This is a genomic window from Sphingomonas sp. Leaf412, from assembly GCF_001425405.1.
Taxonomy (GTDB): domain Bacteria; phylum Pseudomonadota; class Alphaproteobacteria; order Sphingomonadales; family Sphingomonadaceae; genus Sphingomonas.
Window position 1 is genome coordinate 636222 of record NZ_LMQP01000001.1, and the last position, 21448, is coordinate 657669.

The following is a 21448-nucleotide window of genomic DNA, read 5'->3' on the forward strand; positions in this document are numbered from 1 at the left end:
TACTGGATTGCCGCGTCGCTGCGCTCCTCGCAATGACGGCAGGGAGTTACGCCGGCTCCGCCAGCGTCAGGATCGAGACGCCGATCGGCATCGGCACGCGGCCGACGAGGTGGCGTTCGAGGCGGAAGATCTTCTCGAACAGCGCGTTGACCGGGGCGGCGGGGGGCGAATCGTCGCTGTCGTCGCGGCCGGTCAGTCGCCCCGCGACGCGCGCGGCGGCGGCGAGGGGGAACAGCAGCGAGTTGAAATAGCCCAATTTGCGTTCGCGCAGCCCGGCGGTGCGGATCGCCCGTACCAGCGTGGCCTTCGAATAGCGCCGGTGGTGGTGGTTCACGACGTCGTGCGCGCTCCACATCCACTGGTGCGCGGGCACCGCGATCAGGATCTTGCCGCCGGGCGCCAGGCATTGGCGCATCGCGGCCAGCGCGGCGACGTCGTCCGCGATATGCTCCACCACGTCCAGCACCGCGATCAGGTCGTAATGGCCGCGCGGGACGCCGGTCAGGTCGGGCAGCGGGGCGTCGCCCACGGGGCGGCCCAGCCGCGCGCTGGCCACCGCGCGGGCGGCGGGATCGATCTCGATCGCGTCGACCGCCCCGAACGCGGCGAGCATCGGCAAATTGTGCCCGGTGCCGCAGCCGATCTCCAGGATCCTCGCCGCGGCGGGCAGCCCGCCGAAGCGCGTGAGGTAATCGGCCAGGATGTCGCGGCGGGCACGATACCACCAGTGCGTGGAATCATGCTCGGCCATGCGATCGTAGACGCGGCGGTCCATAATTAAGCGAATACCCAGAAGCGGTTGAGCGCGAAGGTGACCAGCGGCGTGACGAACACGATCGGCACCAGTGGCCACCACGTCGGCCCGCCCATCGGCCCGGTCAGCCACCACACGAACGCGGTGTTCATCGCCAGGCTGATGAGGCTGACGACGAAGAAGCGTCCGCCCGTGCGCGCGAGATTGTCGCGGGTGCCGTGGCCCTTGAAGCTCCAGCGGCTGTGCATGACGTAGCCCGACAGCATCGCGACCAGATAGCCCAGCAGGTTCGCGATCACCGGCCACGTCGCCGCACCGTGCAGCGGGTGCCAGCGATCGGCATAGGTCGCGATCGGCCAGTAGACGACCGCGTACAGCGCGGTCGCCGCGCCGCCGGTGATGCCGAAGCGCACCAGCTGCCCCAGCATTCGCCGCGCTTCCGCCTGCCTGTCGAGATCGAGCGTCGCCACCGTCTTGCCCTTTGCGCGCCGCGCATTAGGGCGGGCGTTTGCGATTGGTTGAGGGGCGTTAGGGCGTGGCGGGACATGTGGCAACGGCCGTGACGTCGACCGCGATCGCACGTTGTGCCTCCGCGAAGGCGGAGGCCCAGTCTGTGTTCCCGCCTTCGCGGGAACACAGACTGGGCCGGGAGGGCGGCCAGTGCCGGTGATTTCCGATCGCCGCCGGATCCTTCTGAAGCGCATCGCCACCCATCTCGAGCGCAACTGGCTCGACCTCACCCTGCTGGCGTGGTTCGCCATCGCGACGTGGTTCGTGTTCGATCGCTGGACCGCGATCCAGTGGTTCAGCCTGGGCGACACCGACGACAACATGCGGATGATGCAGGTCCGCGGGCTATTGTCGGGGCAGGGCTGGTTCGACCTCACCAACTATCGCCTGAACCCGCCCAAGGGGTTCGACATCCACTGGTCGCGGCTGGTCGACCTGCCGATCGCGGGGCTGATCCTGATCCTGCGGCCGATCGCGGGCGAATTCGGGGCGGAGAAGGCGGCGGCGGGGATCGCGCCGCTGCTGCCGATGGCGATCGTCCTGGTCGGGCTGGCGGCGACGGTGCGCCGGCTGGTCGCGCCGCTGGCGTGGCCGCTCGCGATCGCGCTGTTCCTGGCCACCAACGTCGCGCTGGGCATGTTCATGCCCGACCGGATCGACCACCACGGCTGGCAATTGGCGATGCTGGCGCTGACCGTCGCGGGGCTGTGCGATCTTAACCGCGCGCGGGGCGGGGCGATCGTGGGCGTCGCGACCGCGGTGTCGCTGACGATCGGGCTGGAGATGCTGCCCTATGCCGCGATGGCGGGCGCGATCATCGCGCTGGCATGGGTCGCGGACGCGGTGGAGCGCGACCGGCTGGCCGCCTATGCCCTGACGCTGGGAGGCGGGACCGCGGCGGGGTTCGCCGCCTTCGCCAGCAACGCCAACCGCGTGATGCGGTGCGACGCGCTGACCCCGGTGTGGCTGTCGACGGTCGTGCTGGCGGGGGCGTTGCTGCTGGTGCTGGCGCTGGTGTCGCCGCGAAAGCCGTGGGTGCGGCTGGCGCTGGCGGTCGTCGCGGGCGCGGCGGTGGCGGCGTTCTTCGCGATCGCCTTCCCCACCTGCCTGGGGCGGCCGGAGCAGGTGTCGCCCGAGCTGTACAATAGCTGGCTGGCCAACGTGCGCGAGGCCAAGCCGATCTACAAGCATCCGTTTCGCACCGCCTTCCCGATCGTGGTGCTGCCCGCGATCGGGCTGATCGGCGCGATCGTGGCGACGTGGCGCGCGCGCCATGCGCCGCAGCTGCGCGGCTGGGCGTGCGTCGCGCTGTTCGGCGCGTTCGCCGCCGCTATGTTGTTGTGGCAGGCGCGGGCGGGGCCGGCGGCGCAATTGCTGGCGATCCCCGGGGCGGCGGCGCTGGCCTGGGCGGCGTTGCCGTGGCTGACCGCGCCGCGCTGGTGGCCCGCGAAGCTGTGTGCCGCGGTCGCGCTGTTCGTGATCGTGTCGGGGCAGTTCGCGGGAATGGCGGTCCGCTGGTTCGACGTCGATCCGCCGAGCAATTACGTGAAGCGGGTCAACCGTTCGACCGGACGCTGCCTGACCCTGCCGTCGATGCGCCCGCTGGACAGCCTGCCGCGGCAGACGGTCTTCACCTTCGTCGACCTGGGCCCGCGGCTCATCACGCTGACGCACCACGACGCGATCGCGGGGCCGTACCACCGCAACGGCGACGCCATCCTTGACGTGCATCATGCGTTCGAGCGCGGCCCGGCGGACGCGCGCGCGATCATGCGGCGGCACGGGGCGACGTTGCTGCTGGTGTGCCCGAACATGGCGGAATCGACGAACTATCGCTCGCGATCGCCCAGGGGATTCTACGCGCGGCTGGCCAGGGGGGAGCGGTTCGACTGGCTGGTGCCGGTGGCGCTGCCGAAGGGGTCGCCGTTCCGGGCGTTCCGGATCGAGTGAGGCCGGACGTGGGCGGCGCGTAGCCTTCGACTTCGGCGCATCGCGCCGAAGTTTATCCTGAGCTTGTCGAAGGGCTCAGGCCGAACGGGGTTTGGGGACTTACCCCAGCTGGCTCTGCACCCCGTCGATCACGAACTGCACCGCCAGCGCGGCGAGCAGGACGCCCAGAAGGCGGGTGATGACCGCCTCGATCTTCGCGCCCATCAGCCGCATCAGCGGCCCGGCGGCGAGCAGCGCGAGCAGGGTCAGGAGCAGGTTTGCGCCGAGGGCCGCCAGCACGATCGCGGTGCGCGGCACGCCGTCGGTGTGGCTCATCAACAGCATGACCGTCGCGATCGAGCCCGGCCCCGCGATCATCGGCATCGCCATCGGGAAGATCGAGACGTCGTCGGCCTCCTCCGCCGTCACCTTCGCCGCGCGGTCCTCGCGCCGCTGGGTGCGCTTCTCGAACACCATCTCCAGCGCGATCAGGAACAGCATGATGCCGCCCGCGATGCGGAAACTGGCCAGTTCGATGCCCAGGCCGCGGAGCAGGTCCTCGCCCACCAGCGCGAACACGAGCAGGATCGCCGCCGCGACCATGATCGCGCGGATCGCCATCGCGCGGCGGTTGGCCGCGGTCGCGCCCGCGGTCAGACCGGCGAAGATCGGCGCGCAACCGGGCGGGTCGATGACGACGAAGAAGGTGACGAAGGCGGAGACGAACAGCTCGATCACAGCGCGCCCTCGTCCACCGTCACGCCCGCGCGCCGACCGGCGGCGACCAGGGTGTTGCGCAGCAGGACCGCGATCGTCATCGGGCCGACGCCGCCGGGCACGGGCGTCATCGCGCCCGCCACCGCCGCGACCGCGGGGTCGACGTCGCCGACGAGGCCGGTTTCGGTGCGGTTGATGCCGACGTCGATGACGGTCGCGCCGGGCTTCACCCAGTCCGGCTTCACGAACGCGGGAATGCCGACCGCGGCGACGACGATATCGGCGCGGCGGACGTGCGCGGCGATGTCGCGCGTGCGGCTGTGCGCGGTGGTGACGGTGCAGCTTTCGCCCAGCAGCAACTGGCCCATGGGCTTCCCGACGATGTTCGAGCGGCCGATCACGATCGCCTCCATCCCCGACAGCGAGGGGTGCAGGTCCTTCAGCAGCATCAGGCAGCCGAGCGGCGTGCAGGGGACCAGCGCGTCGAGCCCGGTGGCGAGGCGGCCGGCGTTGACGGGGTGGAAGCCGTCGACGTCCTTCGCGGGATCGATGCGGGCGATCACCGCGCGCTCGTCGATATGCGGGGGCAGCGGCAACTGGACCAGGATGCCGTCGACCGCATCGTCCGCGTTCAGCCGCTCGACCAGCGCCAGCAGCGCGGCTTCGTCGGTGTCGGCGGGCAGGCGATGCTCGAAGCTTTCCATGCCTGCGGCGACGGTCGCCTTGCCCTTCGACCGGACGTAGACCGCGGAGGCGGCATCCTCCCCCACCAGCACGACCGCCAGGCCGGGCCTTCGCCCCGCGGCGCGGGTGAAGGCGGCGGCGGCATCGCCGACCCGTGCGCGCAGGCCGGCGGCGAACGCCTTTCCATCGATGATCGTGGCAGTCATGGCGCGCGCCATACTAGGCGGCGCGGGGTTGCGCTAGGTCAGGCCGCGCCGCCGGACAGGATGCTGGCGCCGACGTTGTTCAGGATGATGTTCAGGATCGCCATGAGCACGAGCACGACCGCGGGCGCGAAGTCCATGCCCCCGGTGTTGGGCAGGACGCGGCGGATCGGGCGGTAGAGCGGGTCGGTCAGTTTATCGAGCCCGTCGTGGAGCGAGCGGACGAACGGGCTGCCGGTGTTGATGACGTTGAAGACGATCAGCAGCGACAGCACGAACTGGATGACGATCACCCACCACACGACGTTCAGGATCACTTGCAGGATCTGGATGATGGTCAGCGCGAGCAAGGTCGGTCTCCGGTCGGGTGTGCCATTGATATAGGGCACTGCGGGGGCGCGGCAAGCCTTGGTCGTGCTTTACCACTTCCCTTCGCCCTCAGCACGAACGGGGAGGTTCTCACTCCCGCCGGATCAGCGTGCCCGCGCCGCGTTTCGTGAAGATTTCCAGCAGCATGGCATGGGGAACGCGGCCGTCGAGGACGACCGCGGCGTCGACGCCCGCCTCCACCGCGGCGACGCACGTCTCCAGTTTCGGGATCATGCCGCCGGTGATCGTCCCGTCGGCGCGCAACCGCCGGACGTCGTCGGGGGTCAGGTCGGTCAGCAGCTCGCCCGCCTTGTCCAGCACGCCCTTCACATCGGTCAGCAGGAAGAAGCGCGCCGCGCCGATCGCGGCGGCGATCGCGCCCGCCATCGTGTCGGCGTTGATGTTGTAGGTGTGGCCGTCCGCGCCGATGCCGATCGGGGCGATGACGGGGATGATGCCGTCGCCGACCAGCGTGTCGATGATGCGGCGGTCGACCGCGACGGGTTCGCCGACGAAGCCCAGGTCCACCTTCCGCTCGATCCCCTGGTTGGGATCGGGATCGCGGCCGCCGACCTTCTCCGCCTGCACCAGCCGCGCGTCCTTGCCCGACAGCCCCACCGCGCGGCCCCCGGCGCGGCCGATCCAGCTGACGATTTCCTTGTTGATCGATCCGGCCAGGACCATTTCGGCGATCTGCGCGGTTTCGGCGTCGGTGACGCGAAGCCCGTCGACGAAGCGCGATTCGACGCCGAGGCGCGCCAGCATCCGCCCGATCTGCGGCCCGCCGCCGTGGACCACGACGGGATTGATGCCCACCGCCTTCAGCAGCACCACGTCCTCCGCGAAATCGGCCTGCGCCTCCGGATCACCCATCGCGTGGCCGCCGTATTTCACGACGAAGGTCTGCCCGGCGTAGCGTTGCAGGTAGGGCAACGCCTCCACCAGCGTTTCGGCCTTCAGTTCGGGGGAGAGCATGGGGTCGGTCATGGCGCGGGGCATAGCCGCGGCGCGCGCGGACCGCAAAGCCATGCCGCTCGCCGCGGCGCGCGACCGCCCCGTCGACGCGGCGCAGGGCGGGGCGCGGTGACGGAAAGATTTCCTTACGGTTCGATCGGACGCCGGAAAAACGCGCGTCATATCTCCTGCTGCGTCGCAACATGGAGTTCGCCCGTGAATCAATCGAACGAAACCCTGTGGTCCTCGCTGTTCGCCCTGGCCTTCGGCGTGTGCGTGCTGGGGTTCCTGGTCATGATCGACCGGCAGGAGTGGTTCCACATCCGCCCCGTCAGCGGAACCGCGGTCGCGATGGCCGAGGCGGCGAAGGCCGAATGAGGCGGCGGCGGCGGCCGGTCGCCTAGCGATCGAGCCGCCGCCCCAGCCAGACGAAGGCGTAGATCAGCGGCGGTACCAGCACGGCGGACAGCACCACCTTCGCCAGCATCTGTCCCGCCAGCAGCGGGCCGACCGGAAATTCGCCGTAGAAGGCGATCGTCACGAACAGCAGGGTATCGACGATCTGGCTGAGCACGCTGGCGAGCCCGGCGCGCAGCCAGAGCATGCCCGCCCCCTCGCGCCCCTTCAGCCAGGCGAAGATCGTGACGTTCAGCGTCTGCGACACGCCATAGGCGACGATGCCGCCGAGCCAGATGCGCGGCGTGGCGCCCATCATCAGTTCGAACGCGGCCAGCCGCTGCGGCTGCATTTCGGGGGAGGCGGGGACCGCGAGGACGACGAAGGTCAGCAGCATCGACACGATCAGCGGCACGAACCCGATCCGCACCAGCCGGTTCGCGACCGTCCGCCCGTACAGTTCCGCCACCGCGCTGGACGCGACCACCAGCAGCAGGAAGGCGAAGATCCCCGCCTCCACCGCCAGCGGGCGGCCCAGGACGGGGTAGCCGATCTGGTCGATCGGCCACGGCGCGACCTGCTTGTTGCCCAGCACGCCCGCGATGCAGACCATGCCGCCGTAGAAGATGGCGAAGGCGAACAGGGCGGGGGGCGACAGGCGGTGCGACGGGGGCGATTCCATCGCCGGGACGCTACCGGCTTGGGCGTGGGGGTCAATGTCCCGCGTCGTGCTCCCGCGCGGGCGGGAGCCCAGGGGTTCAGGAGCAACGGCCGTCGTTCTGCCTGACCGCGGGTCCCCGCCGGCGCGGGGACGCGACCGTCGCACGACACTTTCCCCCGTCGTCGCAGCGTGTAAGGGTGCGACCGCACGCGGGGGGACCGCCTGCGTCAATTTCGCAAGGGTTCCATGCAGCGTATCCTGATCGGCCTGGCCGGTATCGCGGTCATCCTCCTGCTGGCGTTGCTTCTGTCGACGGACCGGCGCGCGATCCGGCCGCGCGTGGTCGCCAGCGCGTTCGCGTTGCAGGCGCTGATCGCGGTCATCGTGCTGTACTGGACGCCGGGGCGCGCCGCGCTGGCGGGCGCGTCGTCGGGAGTCGCGGCGTTGCTGGGCTATTCGCAGCGGGGCACCGAATTCCTGTTCGGCAACCTCGCCAGCCCCGCGGTCGGGGGCAACAGCTTCGCGATCGCGGCGCTGCCCGTCATCATCTTCTTCGCCAGCCTGGTCTCGATCCTGTATTACCTGGGCGTGATGCAGTTGATCGTGCGCTGGATCGGCGGCGCGATCGAGCAGGTGATCGGCACCAGCAAGGTGGAGTCCCTGTGCGCGGCGGCGAACATCTTCGTCGGGCAGAGCGAATCGCCGCTGGTGATCCGGCCGTACCTGGCCGCGCTGACGCCCGCGCAATTGTTCACCGTCATGACCAGCGGGATGGCGGGCGTCGCGGGGACGATCCTGGCGGCCTATGCGTCGATGGGGGTCAGCATCGAATATCTGCTGGCGGCCAGTTTCATGGCGGCGCCGGGCGGCATCCTGATGGCGAAGATCATCATGCCCGACCGGACGGTGGCGCCCGAGGGCGAGCTGCCGCTGGGCGACCTGCCCGACGGGAACCGGCAGATCGACCTGGCGGAGGCGCGCGTCAGCGGGCGCGGACCCGCCGCGCTGCTGCCGGAGGGCACGCCGGGCGAGCCGCTGCCCGAGGCGACGCACGACGAGGAGAAGCCCGCGAACCTCATCATGGCGGCGGCGCAGGGCGCGCAGACCGGCGTCAAGCTGGCGGTCGCGGTCGGTGCGATGGTGTTGGCGTTCGTGGCGCTGGTCGCGCTGGCCAACGGCCTACTGGGCGGCGTGGGCGGGTGGTTCGGGCATCCCGAGCTGAGTTTCCAGGGATTGCTGGGGCATGTGTTCCAGCCGGTGATGTTCCTGCTGAACATCCCGTGGAACGAGGCGGGGATCGCGGGCGGCCTGTTCGGCGAGAAGATCGTGCTGAACGAGTTCGTGGCCTATATCGACCTGGGCAAGCAGGCCGCGGCGCTGAGCCCGCGGACGGTCGCGATCGTGACGTTCGCGCTGTGCGGTTTCGCCAATTTCAGCTCGATCGCGATCCAGATGGCGGTGACGGGCAGCCTGGCGCCCAACCAGCGGCCGATGATCGCGCGGCTGGGCCTGCGCGCGCTGGCGGCGGGCAGCCTGGCGAACCTGATGAGCGCGGCGCTGGCCGGATTGCTGATCGCGTGACGCACGGATGTACCCGGGGCGGCCCGGCCGTCGCGGCCGATGCGCGGGCGATCCGATGATGCTATACCGGGTGCAGGGGGAGCGCGGATGAACGTGTCTGCCGAGCAGGCCGAACTGATCGCCGACAGCCATGCGCGATTTTCGCGCATGGCGGAGGATTATGCGGCGCTGTTCTATCACCGCCTGTTCGACCGCCACCCGTTCGCGCGGTCGCTGTTCCCCGACGACATGACGCGCCAGGTGATCGTGTTCCGCGCCTCGATCGATGCGCTGGTCGAGGCGATCGACGACCTGCCGTCGCTGCGTCCCACATTGGCCGACCTGGCGCGGCGGCACGTTCAATACGGCGTGAAGCCGCACCATTACCCGCAGGTCGGCACGGTCCTGATCGACACGTTCGACGAGATGTCGCCGGGCGGTTTCCCGGCGGAGACGCGCGCCGCATGGGAGGCGTTGTACGCCGACGTGGCGCGGATCATGCTCGCGGCGGCCTATCCCCCCGCCTGACCCCATGGGGCGGGGACTGCCGGCCGGGTAATTTATTGTTGCCGGCCGGGCGTCGGCGCGCGCGGCGCGTTGCTTCCCGCAAAAAGGGGAGGGCCGTCATCGATATCCTGGGTCGTTTCGCGCTGTCGTGCGCATTGGTCGCCGCCACGCCCGCGTCGGGGCAGACGAACCACGGGCGGCAGGTCTGGGGCAGCATCCAGCTGGTCGCGCCGCTGAACGACGACTGGTTCGTGTCGGTCGACATCCTGCCGCGGATATCCAGCGCCAATGCGGTCACCGCGCCGATCACGATCATCCCGCCCGTCATCTCCTATCGCGCCAACGAGTCGCTCGTGGTGTCGGCGGGCTATCTGTACGCGTGGATCGACGGGGAGCGGTTGCCGCGCGGATTCAACGAGGACCGCTTCTTCCAGCAATTCGCCTATCGCCTCGGCGCGTTGGGGAAACTGGGCATCCGCGGGCAGACGCGGATCGAGCAGCGGCGGCGGTCGCTGGGGCAGGACTGGAACCTGCGCGTGGCGCAAAGCCTGATCCTGGCGCGCCCGCTGACGTCGCGCGACAACGGGCCGGTCGGGGTGGTGTCGACCGAATTGTACTGGAACCTGAACCGCACCGACTGGGGCGCGCGACGGGGATATGACGACCTGTGGACCTTCGCGGGGGTGCGCGTGCCCGCGGGGGAGGCGGCGGTGTTCGAGCTGGGCTATCTCAACCAGCGGCTGGCGCGGACGCCCGCGGGGATGAGGAACATGAACCACGCACTGGTGCTGGGCGTGTCGATCGGCCTGCGCCCCAAGGTCCGCGCGCCCCGCGTCGCGCCGACGATCGGACCGGGGGTGGGGCCGCGCAACCCCACGGGCGAGCCGGAGCGGTAGCGGCACGCGCCGCGACGCCTTATGTGGCAGGCATGACCAGCATCACCGTCGCCGCGCTCCAATTGTCCTTTTCGGCCGATATCGACGCCAATATCGCCAAGGTTTCCGACGCGGTGCGCGAGGCGCACGGGCGCGGCGCGCGGGTGATCCTGCCGCCCGAATTGTTCGAGGGCGAATATTTCTGCCGCGTGGAGGAAGAGGCGCTGTTCGCCAATGCCGCGCCGGTGCGCGAGCATAAGGCGGTGCTGGCGATGCAGGCGCTGGCGGAGGCGTTGCAGGTGTGGATCCCGACCAGCTTCTTCGAGCTGGACGGGCCGCATCACTATAATTCGCTGGCGATGATCGGCCCGGACGGCGAGGTGCGCGGCGTGTATCGCAAGAGCCATATCCCCGACGGGCCGGGATATGAGGAGAAATTCTATTTCCGCCCCGGGAACACCGGCTTCAAGGTGTGGGACGGGCCGGACCGGACGACATTGGGCGTCGGCGTCTGCTGGGACCAATGGTATCCCGAAACCGCGCGCGCGATGATGCTGATGGGGGCGCAGGTGCTGTTGTACCCCACCGCGATCGGCAGCGAGCCGCACGATACGTCGCTGGACACCGCGCGATTGTGGCGGCGCGCGATGGTGGGTCATGCGGTGTCGAACGTGGTGCCGATCGTCGCCGCTAATCGCGTAGGCGTGGAGCATGGACAGACGTTCTACGGCACCAGCTTCATCTGCGACGAGCGCGGGGACGTGGTGCAGGAGCTGGGGCGCGAGGATGAGGGGGTGATCGTGGCGACGTTCGACCTGGACGTCGTGCGGCGGCATCGCGCGGCGTTCGGGTTCTTCCGCGACCGGCGGCCGGAATTGTACGGGCGGCTGGTCGAGGATGTTTGATATCCTCCCCGGCACGGGAGGGGGACCATCCGAAGGATGGTGGAGGGGCTTTGGCAGCGCTCCGCAAGCCCCTCCACCACGCCGCTGCGCGCCGAGCGCGGGGCCGAGCCGTCCCCCGGACGGCTCTCGAACGCGCGGGGCGCGTTCGACCCCGCACTCCCCCTCCCCGTTCCGGGGAGGATCTTTCTAGCGGCGTTCTGCGTCGCTCGCCGCGCGCACGGTGGCGTAGGGGGAGCCGGCGTTCCACCCCGGCCATCGCGTCGATCCGGCGATCTCGCGGCCCAGCGCCAGCGCGACGCTGCCTTCCTGCGCCGCGCCGGTCAGGTCCCAGCGCGGGTCGTATTCGTCGCATGGCTGGTGGTAGCAGCGCGCATTGTAGCGCGCGCGCCAGGCCTCGCCCGCCGCGCGGCCGCCGGTGACGAGGTCGCGACCGGCGCGGAAATAGACGCCGGGGACGCCCTTTTCCGCGAAGGGCAGGTGATCGGAACGGAAGTACCAGCCGGCCTCGCTGTTCTCCTCCGGCACGACCGCCAGTCCTTGCGCGGCGGCGACGCGGGTCAGCTCGGCCTCCAGCGGGGTGCGGCCGGGGCCGATCAGTTCGAGCGTGCGGGTACGCGGGAAGACGACATGGGGATCGAGGTTGAACTGCGCCGCCGTGGTGGCGAGCGGCAGGAGCGGGTGCGCGGCGTACCAATAGGCGCCGAGCAGGCCCTTCTCCTCCGCGGTCCACAGGCCGAACACGACCGAGCGGCGCGGGCGCGGGCCGGTGGCGAAGGCGCGCGCGACCTCCAGCAGCGTGGCGGTGCCGGTGGCATTGTCGACCGCGCCGTTGCGGATGCGGTCGGCGGGCGGGTCCCACGCGTTGTCGCCATAGGCGTCCCAATGCGCGCCGTAGAGGATGCTGCCCGCCGCGGGATCGGTGCCGGGCAGGACCGCGACGACATTGTGGCTGACGACGCGGTCCTGCACCGTTTCGACATGGCCGGCGAAGGTGGCGCCTGCCAGCGGCCTTGCGCGCCAGGCGGGCGCGCGGGCGGCGACCTTTTCGCGGTCGAGGTCGATTCCCGAATCCGTCAGCAGCCGGCGCCCGATATCCTCGCGCAGCGAGCCGCGGATACCGAATGCGGGCGGATCAGTGCCGTCGTCGAGGCGGTAGGCGGGGGCGGGGTCGCTGCTCGCGCGCTGGAGCCAGGGGTAGCTCGCCGCGAAATCCTCGTGCAGCGTCAGGAAGGCCGCGGCACCGCGCTTCCATGCCTCCGCCGCCTTGCCCCGCGCGGCCTGCGCCAGCGCGCGCCCGCCGAAGCCGAGGTCGTGGCCCGCTTCGCTGTCCGGGTCGCCGGCGAGCGCGAGGACGACCTTCCCCTTCACGTCGACGCCGGCATAGGGATCGTAGCCGAGTTTCGGATCGGTCATGCCGTAGCCGACGAACACGATGCCGGTGGGCGCGAGATCGGTCGTGCCGACGATGCCCGACGTGGCGGCGATCTCCTTCCCCGGCGTCAGCACCGCCTTGTTGAGCGAGAAGCGCGCCGCGGTGCGGGTCAGGCGGACCATCGGCACCGCCTGCCGCTGCGGCGTCAGGCCCAGGTCGCGGAAGCGTTTCTCGAGTAAGGCGAGCGTCGGGGCCTCGCCCGCCTGCGCGGGGCCGCGGCCCTTGTATTCGTCGCTCGCGAGCACCGCGATATCGGCCTTGATCCGCGCGGGCGACAGGAGCGGGGGCGCGGGATCGGCGGCGGCGAGGAGGAGCGCGGCCAGCGGCGGCAGGACGGCGAGACGGATCATGACAGGTCCTTCAGTTCGAGCGCGCGGGCGAACACCGCCTCGAACATCTCCGGCGTCAGCCGCCCGGTGTTCTGGTTGTAGCGGCTGCAATGATAGCTATCGAGCAGGAGGCGGCCGTCGGGCATGCGATGTTCGGCGAGGTGGCCGAACTTCGCCTTGGGCAGGCGGCCGCCCAGCGTCTTCACCGCGGACTGGTGCGCGATCTGGCCCAGTGCCACGAACACGCGGGCGTTGGGGAGCGCGGCGGCCTGCCCCTCCAGGAACGGGCGGCAGGTGCGGATTTCCTCCGGCGTGGGCTTGTTCTGTGGCGGCAGGCATTTGACCGCATTGATGACGATCGCGCCGGTCAGCGCCAGATCGTCCTCCGGCGTCGCCCGGTAGGTGCCGGTCGCCAGCCCGAACTTCGCCAGCGTGTCGAACAGCAGGACCCCGGCGTGGTCGCCGGTGAAGGGGCGGCCGGTGCGGTTCGCGCCATGCTTTCCGGGCGCGAGGCCGATGATGGCGAGCCACGCGTCGCGGTCGCCGAAGGCGTTCACGGGGGCGTTCCACCAGTCGGGGTATTCGGCGCGCAGTTCCTCGCGGAAGGCGACGAGGCGGGGGCAGCGCGGGCAATCGCGCGGCGGCTCGGTTTCGGGGATGGGGGAGGGTGCGAAGCGCATCGCCATGCGATAGGCGCGTCGGCATGCGAACCTCAACCTATGTCGTCGCCGTCGGATCGAATCGTCGCGGACGGCACGGCGGCCCACGGGCGGAGGTCGCCGCCGCGCTCGACCGGCTGGGCGGCCTCGCATCGCGGATCGTGGCGTCGGCGCCGATAGGACCGTCGACGCGGACCTTCGCCAATGCGGTGGCGTTGGTACGCACGGATCGGGAGCCCGAGGCGATGCTGGCGTGGTTGAAGGATATCGAGCGCGATTTCGGGCGGCGCCGCGGGCGGCGCTGGGGCGAGCGCGTGATCGACCTGGACATCGTGCTATGGTCCGGGGGCATGTGGGCGTCGCCGGGGCTGGTCGTGCCGCATGTCGCCTTTCGCACGCGCGCCTTCGTGCTGGCGCTGCTGGCCGAGCTGGCGCCGTCGTGGCGCGATCCCGTCACCGGGCGACGCGTCCGGCACTTGCTTGCGCAAGAGACACGCCGTAGGCGCTTGCCCCTGCATGTGGGTCCGTAGCTCAGTTGGTAGAGCAAGCGACTTTTAATCGAGAGGTCCCGGGTTCGAGCCCCGGCGGACCCACCATGCCTGCCGCCGCCGGGCCGTCGCGACCGCCGCGAATCCTGCTGGCCGCGGCGGGCGTCAGCGGTGTCGTCGGCCTGCTGCTGTTCCTGTCCATCGCGACCGATATCGCACCGCGCGGATGGGACCGGGCGATCATGCTGTGGCTTCGCGCGGCGGGCGGGCCGGGCCTGCGCGCCGCGATGATCGACGTGACCGCGCTGGGCGACGGCGTGATCCTGACCGGCGTGGTGATCGCGGCGGCGGGGTTCCTGCTGGTGCAGCGGCAGTGGCGGACCGCGGCGTTGCTGGTGCTGGCGACGGCGAGCGGGGGGCTGCTGGCGGGGCAGGCGAAACTGTGGATCGCGCGGCCGCGACCGGAGCTGGTGGATCATCTGGTGCCGGTGACGGGGCTGAGCTTCCCCAGCGGCCATGCCACGAACGGCGCGATCGTGTACCTGACGCTGGCCAGCCTCGTGACGCAGGTGGAGCGCGGGCGCGGCGTGCGGCGCTACACGCTGGCGGTGGCGATCCTGCTGGTGGGAGCGATCGGGATCAGCCGGGTGTATCTGGGCGTCCACTGGCCGTCCGACGTGGCGGCGGGATGGTGCGCGGGGACGTGGTGGGCGCTGGCGTGGTGGTGGATCGCGCGGCGGGTGAAGGCCGGCCGCGGAAGTTTACAAAGTTGACGCCACGTGCGGAGGGGAAATCCTTCCCGTCGATGCGCCGGTCCGGCGCGGGAGTGGCGAGGGCGCGCGACGATGGGAAAGAGCGTGGGAGACCATAGCGCAGCGGGGATATGTAGGACAGCGGCCGCTCGTAGCCGAAAGAGGATTGTTCGCGCGAAGACGCGATGACGCGAAGAGAAGGAAGAAGGTCTGGTTCGCGCGGAGGCGCGGAGACGCGGAGGTGTCGCGTTCGCGGGGAGGTTTCGGCTGCTTCGGCAGCCTTTTGATTCGGCAGCCTCGCTGTCGAGGGTCTCGCTGGCGCGAGACGAGTGGCCGCACAATCTTCCTTTCCTCTCCGCGTCTCTGCGCCTCCGCACGAAACCCCTTCTTCCTCTTCGCGGCTTTGCGGCTTCGCGTGAACTGATGGCTATTCCGCCTGTGGCGCTCCCCCTCCACCAGCCTGCTGCGCCGTGCCGGGGAGGATATTATTGGTTCAGCAGGCGCTCGGCCGCCTTCAGGTGGGGGGCGTCGACCATCCTGCCGTCCATTTGCAGCGCGCCCGCACCGGGATTGGCGGCGAACAATGCCACCACCGCGCGGGCATGGGCCAGTTCGGCTTCGCTGGGGGAGAAGGCGGCGTTGATGGTCGGGATCTGTGCGGGGTGGATCGCCATCATGCCGGTGAAGCCGTCGCGGCGACCGCGCGCGGCATAGGCGGCGAGGCCATCGGTGTCGCGGAAGTCGGGATAGACGGTCTCGATCGCGGGCACGCCCGCGGCATGCGCCCCGAACAATGTCAGCGCGCGGACGACCTTGTACGGATCGGTGTAGCCGCCGTCCTCCTCGCGCGACGTGCTGGCGCCGATCGCGGCGGGGAGGTCCTCCGCACCCCAGGTCAGCGCGGCGAGATGGTCGCCGCGATAGTCGCCGAGGGTGAAGACCGCGCGCGCGGTCTCGCTGGCGACGGGCAGGACGCGATAGGCGCCGGGGAGCAAGGCGCGAAGGCGTTCGACCGACGCGTTCCCCTCGGCCTTGGGCAGCATCACGCCGTCGAGCGCGGCGCCGGTCAGCGCGGCGACGTCGGCGGCCAGTTCGTCGCCGTCGAGCGGATTGACGCGGACGAACAGGGCGGGGCCGTCGTGGCGCGCGTCGAGGAAGGCGCGGACCGCGGCGCGCGCATCGGGCTTGCGCGACGGCGCGACCGAATCCTCCAGGTCGAGGATCAGCGCGTCGGCGCCGAGGCCGAGCGCCTTTTCCATCCGTTCCGGCCGGTCGCCCGGCACGAACAGCAGCGAGCGCAGCCGCGTCATCGTCCCGTCTCCCCCAGCGTGCGTTCCCATGCCAGCGCGTCGCCGACGATGCGGTCGAGGTCGGCGTGGCGCGGCGTCCAGTCCAGCGTGGCGAGGATGGCGCGATTGTCCGCGATCAGTTCCGCCGGGTCGCCCGCGCGGCGCGGCTCCATCCGGCGATCGAGCGGACGGTTGGTGATGCGGTCGACCGCGTCGAGCACCTCCATGACCGAAAAGCCGCGGCCGTAGCCGCAGTTGAGCGTCACGCTCTCGCCCGGATGCGCGACCAGCCAGTCGAGCGCGGCGACATGCGCGGCGGCGAGATCGGCGACATGGATATAGTCGCGCACGCCGGTGCCGTCGCGCGTCGGGAAGTCGGTGCCGTAGACGCCGACGTGCGCGCGCTTGCCCAGCGCCGCCTCCACCGCGATCTTGATGAGGTGGGTCGCGCCGACGGTCGACTGGCCGCTGCGCCCCTGCGGGTCCGCTCCCGCGACGTTGAAATAGCGCAGCGCGGCGTAGTTCAGCGGATGCGCGGCGGCGACGTCCTTCAGCATCGCCTCGCTCATCAATTTCGACATGCCGTACGGATTGATCGGGACGGTGGGGTCGCCCTCCGCCACGGGCACCTTGTCGGGGCTGCCGTAGGTGGCGGCGGTGCTGGAGAAGATCAGGTGCGCGACCCCGGCGGCGACCGCGCTTTCGATCAGGGTGCGCGTCGCGGCGGTGTTGTTGCGATAATATTTCAGCGGATCGGCGACCGATTCGGGGACGACGACGGAGCCCGCGAAATGCATGATCGCGGCGACGCCATGGTCGCGCAGGACGTCGGCCATGCGCGGGTCCTCCACCGCCATCTCGACGAACGTCGCGCGCGGATCGACCGCGCGCGCGAAGCCGGTGACGAGATTGTCGACCACCACCACGTCGTGTCCGGCGTCCAGCAGCGCCAGCACCGCATGGCTGCCGATATAGCCGGCGCCGCCGGTCACCATCACCCTACCGTCGAACGCCATGCCCATTCCTTTGCCGCGGCTTCCTTTGCGGGGGCGGTAGCGGCTTCCTACATGGGTCGCAAAGGAGTTTGCTCATGACGGAATATGCGACGCTGGCAGGCGGATGCTTCTGGTGCACCGAGGCGGTGTTCAAGGACGTGATCGGCGTGGAGAGCGTGGAGAGCGGCTATATCGGCGGCCATATCGCCAATCCCACGTACAAGCAGGTGTGCGGCGGCGACACCGGCCATGCGGAGGCGATTCGCGTCGGCTTCGATCCCGAACAGGTGAGCTACGGCGACCTGCTCGACATCTTCTTCGCCACGCACGATCCGACGCAGCTGAACCGGCAGGGCAACGACGTCGGCACGCAATATCGCTCCGCCATCTTCCCGACGACGGTGATGCAGGAGGAGCAGGCGAACCAGGCGATCGCGCGCGCGCAGGCGGACCAGTCCGCGCCGATCGTGACGACGATCGAAACCGCGGACGAATGGTATCCGGCGGAGGATTACCACCAGGAATATTGGGACGGGGAGGGGCAGCGCAATCCGTACTGCCTGGCGATCATTCCGCCCAAGTTGCAGAAATTGCGGAAGAGTTTCCAGGGGCGGGTGAAGTCGGCGGCGGTGATGTGATGTGACGTCGTCATTGCGAGCGCAGCGAAGCAATCCAGGGCCGGATGCGTCGCCCTGGATTGCCGCGCTGCGCTCGCAATGACGATCATCCCCGCATCGCCTTCTTCAGCCGGGCGTGCGCCGCGGCCTTGATCTGGCAGACGCGCGCGGCGCCGACGTTCAGGACCTGGCCGATCTCCTCCAGGTTCAGTTCCTCCACATGGTACAGCTGGATCACCATCTGCTCGCGTTCGGGCAGGCTGGCGATCGCGGCGATCAGGCGGTCGCGGGTCTGCGCGTCGGATAGCTGGGCGAAGGCGTCGGGGGTCGAATCGGCGAACCACGGCTGGTCGTCGGCGTACACCTCGTCGATCGATTCGTATTTCACCGCCTGCGCGGTCTCATATTCCTGCCGCAGCTTTTCGACCGACACGCCCAGCTGCGCGGCCAGTTCGGCGTCCGTCGGCGCGCGGCCGAGGACGTTCGCCAGCGACGCCTGCACGCGGGCATAGTCGCGGCGGCGGCGGATCGCGCCGCGCGTCATCGCGGCATGGCGCCTGAGTTCGTCGATCATCGCGCCGCGGCACCGGGTGACGAGATATTGCTTCAGCGTCACCTGCCCGCGATCCTCGAACGCGGCGACTCCCTCGACCAGCGCGACGAGGCCGACCTGGATCAGGTCCTCCACCTCGATCGCGGTCGAAACCGAGCCGTGGACGTGCCACGCGAGACGGCGGACGAGCGGCAGGTGTTCCTGCACCAGCGCGTTCTCGTCGCGCGCCTTCATGCGCGGGGTGTAGGTCAGCGCGCCGGTCATGCCGCGAGCGCCGTGGGCTGGTGCGTCGCGCCGCCGATCACGGCGACGACCTCGACGGCCTTGTCCTCGGGGACTTCGAAGAAGCTCATGACGGGGGTATCCGGCAGGATGGAACGGACGAGTTTGCGGATCGCGACGCGGATCGCGGGCTGGACGACCAGCGCGAAGGGCTTGGCCTCCGCGATCAGCGGCTGCGCGGCGGATTGCAGCGCGTCGACGATGCGACGGCCGAGTTCGGGTTCGATGACGTGGCGCGAGGGATCGGCGCGCATCGCCTGACCCAGCAATTGCTCCAGACCGCCCTCCAGCGTCATGACGCGCAGCGGTTCGCGCACGCCCGCCAGCTTCTGGATGATGAGCGGGCCGAGGTCGGGGCGGATCAGCTCGACGATCTCGTGCGCCTCGTGGCTGCGCTGGCCTGCGGTGGCGATGGCGGCGGCGATGCGGCGGAATTCCTTCAGCGCGATCCCTTCGGCCAGTAGCGACTTCAGCACCGTCGTCAGCGTCGTGACCGACAGCGGTTGCGGACACAGGGCGGCGACGAGTTGCGGGTTGCGTTCCTTCAGGCCGTCGAGCAGCGCTTGCACCTCGTCCGCGCCGAGCAGGTCGGCGGAATTGGCGCCGAGCGCGTGGTTCAGGTGCGTGGCGATGACGGTGCCCGAATCGACGACCAGATAGCCCTGGCCGGTCGCGGCGTCGGCGTCGCCGGGGGCGATCCACGTCGCGTCGAGCCCGAATGTGGGATCCTTCGCGGTCTTGCCCTGCAACATGCCGTAGCCCTGCCCGGTATCGAGCGCGAGCATCTCGTCGGGCGACACCTGATCCTCGCCCACGCACACGCCGCCCAGCATCAGGCGATAGGTGTAGGGGGCGAGGTTGATGTCGTCGCGCACGCGCACCTGCGGCACGACGAAGCCCAGTTCCTTCGACAATTGCCGCCGCACGCCGGTGATCCGCGCCATCAGCGGCGCGCCGCGACGCTCGTCGACCAGCGGCACGAGGCCGTATCCGATGTCGAGGTTGACCATCATCCCCTCGGTCACGTCGTCCCAGTCGATCGTCGACGGGTCCGCGGCCTCGTCCGCGACGGGGGCGGCCTCCGCGATGACGGGGCGGGCGGCGATCTGCTTCAGCTTCCACGCGGCGAAGCCCGCGCCCGCCGCGATCGGCAGGATGACGAAATGCGGCATGCCGGGCATGAGCCCCAGCAGCGCGAGGATGACCGCGACCGGCGTCCACGTCCGTGCCGAGCCGAACTGCGCACCGATCTGGCCCGCCAGGTCCTTCTCGCTGGACACGCGGGTGACGATCGAGGCGGCGGCGATGGAGAGCAGCAGCGCGGGAACCTGCGCCACCAGCGCGTCGCCGATCGCGAGCATCGTATAGGCCTGCGCCGCCGCGCCGATCGTCAGCCCGTGGCTGACCGGGCCGAGGATCAGGCCGCCGACGACGTTGGCCGCCAGGATCAGCAGGCCCGCGATCGCATCGCCCTTCACGAACTTGGACGAACCGTCCATTGAGCCGTAGAAATCGGCCTCGGTCGACACCTCGATCCGGCGCGCCTTCGCCTGTTCGGGCGTGATGAGGCCGGCGTTGAGGTCGGCGTCGATCGCCATCTGCTTTCCGGGCAGCGCGTCGAGGGTGAAGCGCGCGGACACCTCGCTGACGCGGCCCGCGCCCTTGGTCACCACGATCAGGTTGATGATGACGATGATCGCGAAGACGAAGATGCCGACGACATAGTCGCCGCCGATCACGAACGTGCCGAACGCCTCGATCACATGGCCCGCCGCGGCCTCGCCCTCATGCCCGTGGACCAGCACGACGCGGGTGGAGGCGACGTTGAGGCCGAGACGGAACAGCGTGGCGAACAGCAGCACGCTGGGGAAGGCGGAGAAGTCGAGCGGCTTCTGCGCGTTCAGCGCCACCATCAGCACCGCGAGGCTTATCATGATGTTCAGGACGAAGAAGATGTCCAGCATGGCCGCCGGGATCGGCACGACCATCAGCAGGACGAGCAGCATGATCGCGGCGGGCAGCGCCGAGCGACGGAGGGAGGCGAGCATCTTCATCGCGTCAGCGTCCCATGCCGGCGAGCATCATGTACGCCAGCCGCGCGGTCGCGGGCGTGGGGCGTAGCAGGCTGCCGGCCTTTTCGTTGGTGGTGGTGAGCGCCGTACGCGCCCAGCCGAGCGCGTCGGCGGCGCTCTGCCCGTCGCCGGTGACGACGGTGGCGTCGTCCGCCCCCGACATGCCCAGCGACAATGTCTGCGCGGCGAAGGACACGCGGTTGGCGGCCGCGGTCTCGCCCGCGCCGCTGCCGCCCAGCTTGTTGCCGAAGCGTTCGTACACCTGCGCCAGCGACCGCGCGCTGCCGTCGCGTTCGAAGAAGACGTTGCGGTTGGCGCGCGCGGCGGCGGGGAAGAGCGACGCCGCGCTGCGATCGGGATTGCCCTGCATCGCGCCCAGGAACTGGCGCGCGCCGCCCAGGCCCAGGAAATGCGCCATGTACAGATCGGTGCCCGTCGCCTCGCGGCCCAGCGCCCCTTCCAATGCCTGCTTGTTGTCGCCCGCATGTTCGGCGGCCATGAGCGATGCGACTTCGGGATTGTTGCGCAGCGCGAGGATCGCGGCGCGATTGCCGTTGGCGACGGTCAGGCGGCCACTGGCGTTGCGCCCGATGCTGTCCGCGGCCCAGCCGAGGCCGTGTTCGGCGCCGTGCTTCTTCACGACGGACAGCCAGCTGGATTCGATGAACTGGTACAGCCCGGTGGCGGACGAGGTGCCCGCGCGCGCCTGCGCGTTCAGGCCGCTTTCCAGCTTCGCCTGTCCCAGCAGATAATCGAAATCGATGCCGGTGCGCTGCGCCGCGGTCTGGATCGCGGACGTGACGCGCTGCGTGGCGGCGGTGATCGCGGTGACGGTCATGCGCCCATATCAGCAAGGGGCGTGCCAAGTTTTGTCGTAGCCCCCTCCCCTACGGGGAGGGGGTTGGGGGAGGGGCCGATGTCTCACCGAGGGGAACCGCTCTGCGAGGCACCTTTTC

Annotated in this window: 23 protein-coding genes and 1 tRNA gene; 10 read left to right on the forward strand and 14 right to left on the reverse strand. The window is 70.0% G+C overall.

The window, feature by feature from the left end; translation table 11 throughout:
• Positions 1-46: 46 nt before the first annotated feature.
• Together ASG29_RS03005 and ASG29_RS03010 are read right to left on the reverse strand one after the other, a co-directional pair.
• Positions 47-775: a class I SAM-dependent methyltransferase gene (locus ASG29_RS03005; RefSeq protein WP_055979878.1), complete on the reverse strand. Its 729-nt coding sequence runs from the start codon at positions 773-775 to the stop codon at positions 47-49.
• Between the two features lie 2 nt (positions 776-777).
• Entirely contained in the window at positions 778-1224 is a 447-nt protein-coding gene (locus tag ASG29_RS03010; protein WP_235532738.1) for a GtrA family protein, read from the reverse strand.
• A 190-nt stretch (positions 1225-1414) separates the two neighbouring features.
• Here ASG29_RS03010 and ASG29_RS03015 point away from each other — a divergent pair, with 190 nt between their 5' ends.
• A complete protein-coding gene (locus ASG29_RS03015) occupies positions 1415-3214 on the forward strand; it encodes an AcrB/AcrD/AcrF family protein (protein WP_235532739.1) in 1800 nt (599 codons plus the stop codon).
• A gap of 99 nt (positions 3215-3313) precedes the next feature.
• Here the strand turns inward: ASG29_RS03015 and ASG29_RS03020 are convergent, their stop codons facing one another.
• The 4 genes from ASG29_RS03020 to argB all read right to left on the reverse strand — a co-directional run bounded on the left by ASG29_RS03020 (position 3314) and on the right by argB (position 6153).
• Positions 3314-3931 carry a MarC family protein gene (locus ASG29_RS03020; RefSeq protein WP_055979884.1) on the reverse strand — a complete coding sequence of 206 codons (618 nt, stop codon included), beginning with the start codon at positions 3929-3931 and terminating at the stop codon, positions 3314-3316.
• Positions 3928-4800: a bifunctional 5,10-methylenetetrahydrofolate dehydrogenase/5,10-methenyltetrahydrofolate cyclohydrolase gene (locus tag ASG29_RS03025; RefSeq protein ID WP_055979888.1), complete on the reverse strand. Its 873-nt coding sequence runs from the start codon at positions 4798-4800 to the stop codon at positions 3928-3930. The genes ASG29_RS03020 and ASG29_RS03025 overlap by 4 nt, the downstream gene beginning before the upstream one ends.
• 38 nt (positions 4801-4838) lie before the next feature.
• The gene (locus tag ASG29_RS03030) at positions 4839-5147 is read right to left on the reverse strand and encodes a YggT family protein (protein ID WP_055979891.1); all 309 of its coding nucleotides are present in this window, start codon (positions 5145-5147) and stop codon (positions 4839-4841) included.
• Positions 5148-5256: 109 nt separating this feature from the next.
• Positions 5257-6153 (reverse strand): acetylglutamate kinase, encoded by an 897-nt coding sequence (gene argB, locus ASG29_RS03035; protein ID WP_055979895.1) that lies wholly within the window; start codon positions 6151-6153, stop codon positions 5257-5259.
• Between the two features lie 183 nt (positions 6154-6336).
• Here argB and ASG29_RS17135 point away from each other — a divergent pair, with 183 nt between their 5' ends.
• Complete coding sequence (locus ASG29_RS17135) at positions 6337-6498, forward strand: hypothetical protein (protein ID WP_235532740.1); 162 nt, start codon at positions 6337-6339, stop codon at positions 6496-6498.
• Positions 6499-6520: 22 nt separating this feature from the next.
• On the opposite strand, the gene ASG29_RS03045 is transcribed toward ASG29_RS17135, so the two are convergent.
• Positions 6521-7198, reverse strand: coding sequence for a queuosine precursor transporter (locus tag ASG29_RS03045; protein ID WP_055979898.1), 678 nt, complete (start codon positions 7196-7198; stop codon positions 6521-6523).
• Between the two features lie 225 nt (positions 7199-7423).
• Here ASG29_RS03045 and ASG29_RS03050 point away from each other — a divergent pair, with 225 nt between their 5' ends.
• From ASG29_RS03050 to aguB, 4 genes are all read left to right on the forward strand, one after another.
• Entirely contained in the window at positions 7424-8758 is a 1335-nt protein-coding gene (locus ASG29_RS03050) for a NupC/NupG family nucleoside CNT transporter (RefSeq protein WP_055979901.1), read from the forward strand.
• An 87-nt stretch (positions 8759-8845) separates the two neighbouring features.
• On the forward strand, positions 8846-9265 hold the full coding sequence (locus tag ASG29_RS03055) for a globin domain-containing protein (RefSeq protein ID WP_055979904.1): 420 nt from the start codon (positions 8846-8848) through the stop codon (positions 9263-9265).
• 134 nt (positions 9266-9399) lie between these two features.
• On the forward strand, positions 9400-10140 hold the full coding sequence (locus ASG29_RS03060; RefSeq protein WP_055979907.1) for a DUF2490 domain-containing protein: 741 nt from the start codon (positions 9400-9402) through the stop codon (positions 10138-10140).
• Between the two features lie 32 nt (positions 10141-10172).
• Positions 10173-11024 carry an N-carbamoylputrescine amidase gene (gene aguB, locus ASG29_RS03065; protein ID WP_055979910.1) on the forward strand — a complete coding sequence of 284 codons (852 nt, stop codon included), beginning with the start codon at positions 10173-10175 and terminating at the stop codon, positions 11022-11024.
• Between the two features lie 186 nt (positions 11025-11210).
• On the opposite strand, the gene ASG29_RS03070 is transcribed toward aguB, so the two are convergent.
• Together ASG29_RS03070 and ASG29_RS03075 are read right to left on the reverse strand one after the other, a co-directional pair.
• Positions 11211-12806 carry a M28 family peptidase gene (locus ASG29_RS03070; RefSeq protein WP_055979913.1) on the reverse strand — a complete coding sequence of 532 codons (1596 nt, stop codon included), beginning with the start codon at positions 12804-12806 and terminating at the stop codon, positions 11211-11213.
• Complete coding sequence (locus tag ASG29_RS03075; RefSeq protein ID WP_055980791.1) at positions 12803-13465, reverse strand: uracil-DNA glycosylase; 663 nt, start codon at positions 13463-13465, stop codon at positions 12803-12805. Before ASG29_RS03075 ends, ASG29_RS03070 begins: the two co-directional genes overlap by 4 nt.
• Before the next feature lie 23 nt (positions 13466-13488).
• Here ASG29_RS03075 and folK point away from each other — a divergent pair, with 23 nt between their 5' ends.
• From folK to ASG29_RS03090, 3 genes are all read left to right on the forward strand, one after another.
• Positions 13489-13974, forward strand: a complete 486-nt coding sequence (folK, locus tag ASG29_RS03080) for a 2-amino-4-hydroxy-6-hydroxymethyldihydropteridine diphosphokinase (protein ID WP_055980795.1) — start codon at positions 13489-13491, stop codon at positions 13972-13974.
• Positions 13965-14040, forward strand: a tRNA-Lys gene (locus ASG29_RS03085). Before folK ends, ASG29_RS03085 begins: the two co-directional genes overlap by 10 nt.
• Positions 14040-14705 carry a phosphatase PAP2 family protein gene (locus ASG29_RS03090; RefSeq protein ID WP_055979915.1) on the forward strand — a complete coding sequence of 222 codons (666 nt, stop codon included), beginning with the start codon at positions 14040-14042 and terminating at the stop codon, positions 14703-14705. Before ASG29_RS03085 ends, ASG29_RS03090 begins: the two co-directional genes overlap by 1 nt.
• A 464-nt stretch (positions 14706-15169) precedes the next feature.
• Here ASG29_RS03090 and ASG29_RS03095 read toward each other — a convergent pair whose 3' ends face one another.
• Positions 15170-15994 (reverse strand): HpcH/HpaI aldolase/citrate lyase family protein, encoded by an 825-nt coding sequence (locus ASG29_RS03095; protein WP_055979918.1) that lies wholly within the window; start codon positions 15992-15994, stop codon positions 15170-15172.
• On the reverse strand, positions 15991-16989 hold the full coding sequence (gene galE / locus ASG29_RS03100; protein ID WP_055979922.1) for a UDP-glucose 4-epimerase GalE: 999 nt from the start codon (positions 16987-16989) through the stop codon (positions 15991-15993). Before galE ends, ASG29_RS03095 begins: the two co-directional genes overlap by 4 nt.
• 74 nt (positions 16990-17063) lie before the next feature.
• Here galE and msrA point away from each other — a divergent pair, with 74 nt between their 5' ends.
• On the forward strand, positions 17064-17606 hold the full coding sequence (gene msrA, locus ASG29_RS03105) for a peptide-methionine (S)-S-oxide reductase MsrA (protein WP_055979925.1): 543 nt from the start codon (positions 17064-17066) through the stop codon (positions 17604-17606).
• An 85-nt stretch (positions 17607-17691) separates the two neighbouring features.
• Here the strand turns inward: msrA and ASG29_RS03110 are convergent, their stop codons facing one another.
• Genes ASG29_RS03110 through ASG29_RS03120 form a run of 3 tightly spaced genes read right to left on the reverse strand, consistent with a single transcriptional unit; the run spans position 17692 to position 21330 of the window.
• Positions 17692-18402 (reverse strand): FliA/WhiG family RNA polymerase sigma factor, encoded by a 711-nt coding sequence (locus ASG29_RS03110; RefSeq protein WP_082515573.1) that lies wholly within the window; start codon positions 18400-18402, stop codon positions 17692-17694.
• Entirely contained in the window at positions 18399-20474 is a 2076-nt protein-coding gene (gene flhA, locus ASG29_RS03115; RefSeq protein ID WP_055979927.1) for a flagellar biosynthesis protein FlhA, read from the reverse strand. Before flhA ends, ASG29_RS03110 begins: the two co-directional genes overlap by 4 nt.
• Before the next feature lie 4 nt (positions 20475-20478).
• Positions 20479-21330: a hypothetical protein gene (locus ASG29_RS03120; protein ID WP_055979930.1), complete on the reverse strand. Its 852-nt coding sequence runs from the start codon at positions 21328-21330 to the stop codon at positions 20479-20481.
• Positions 21331-21448 lie beyond the last annotated feature (118 nt).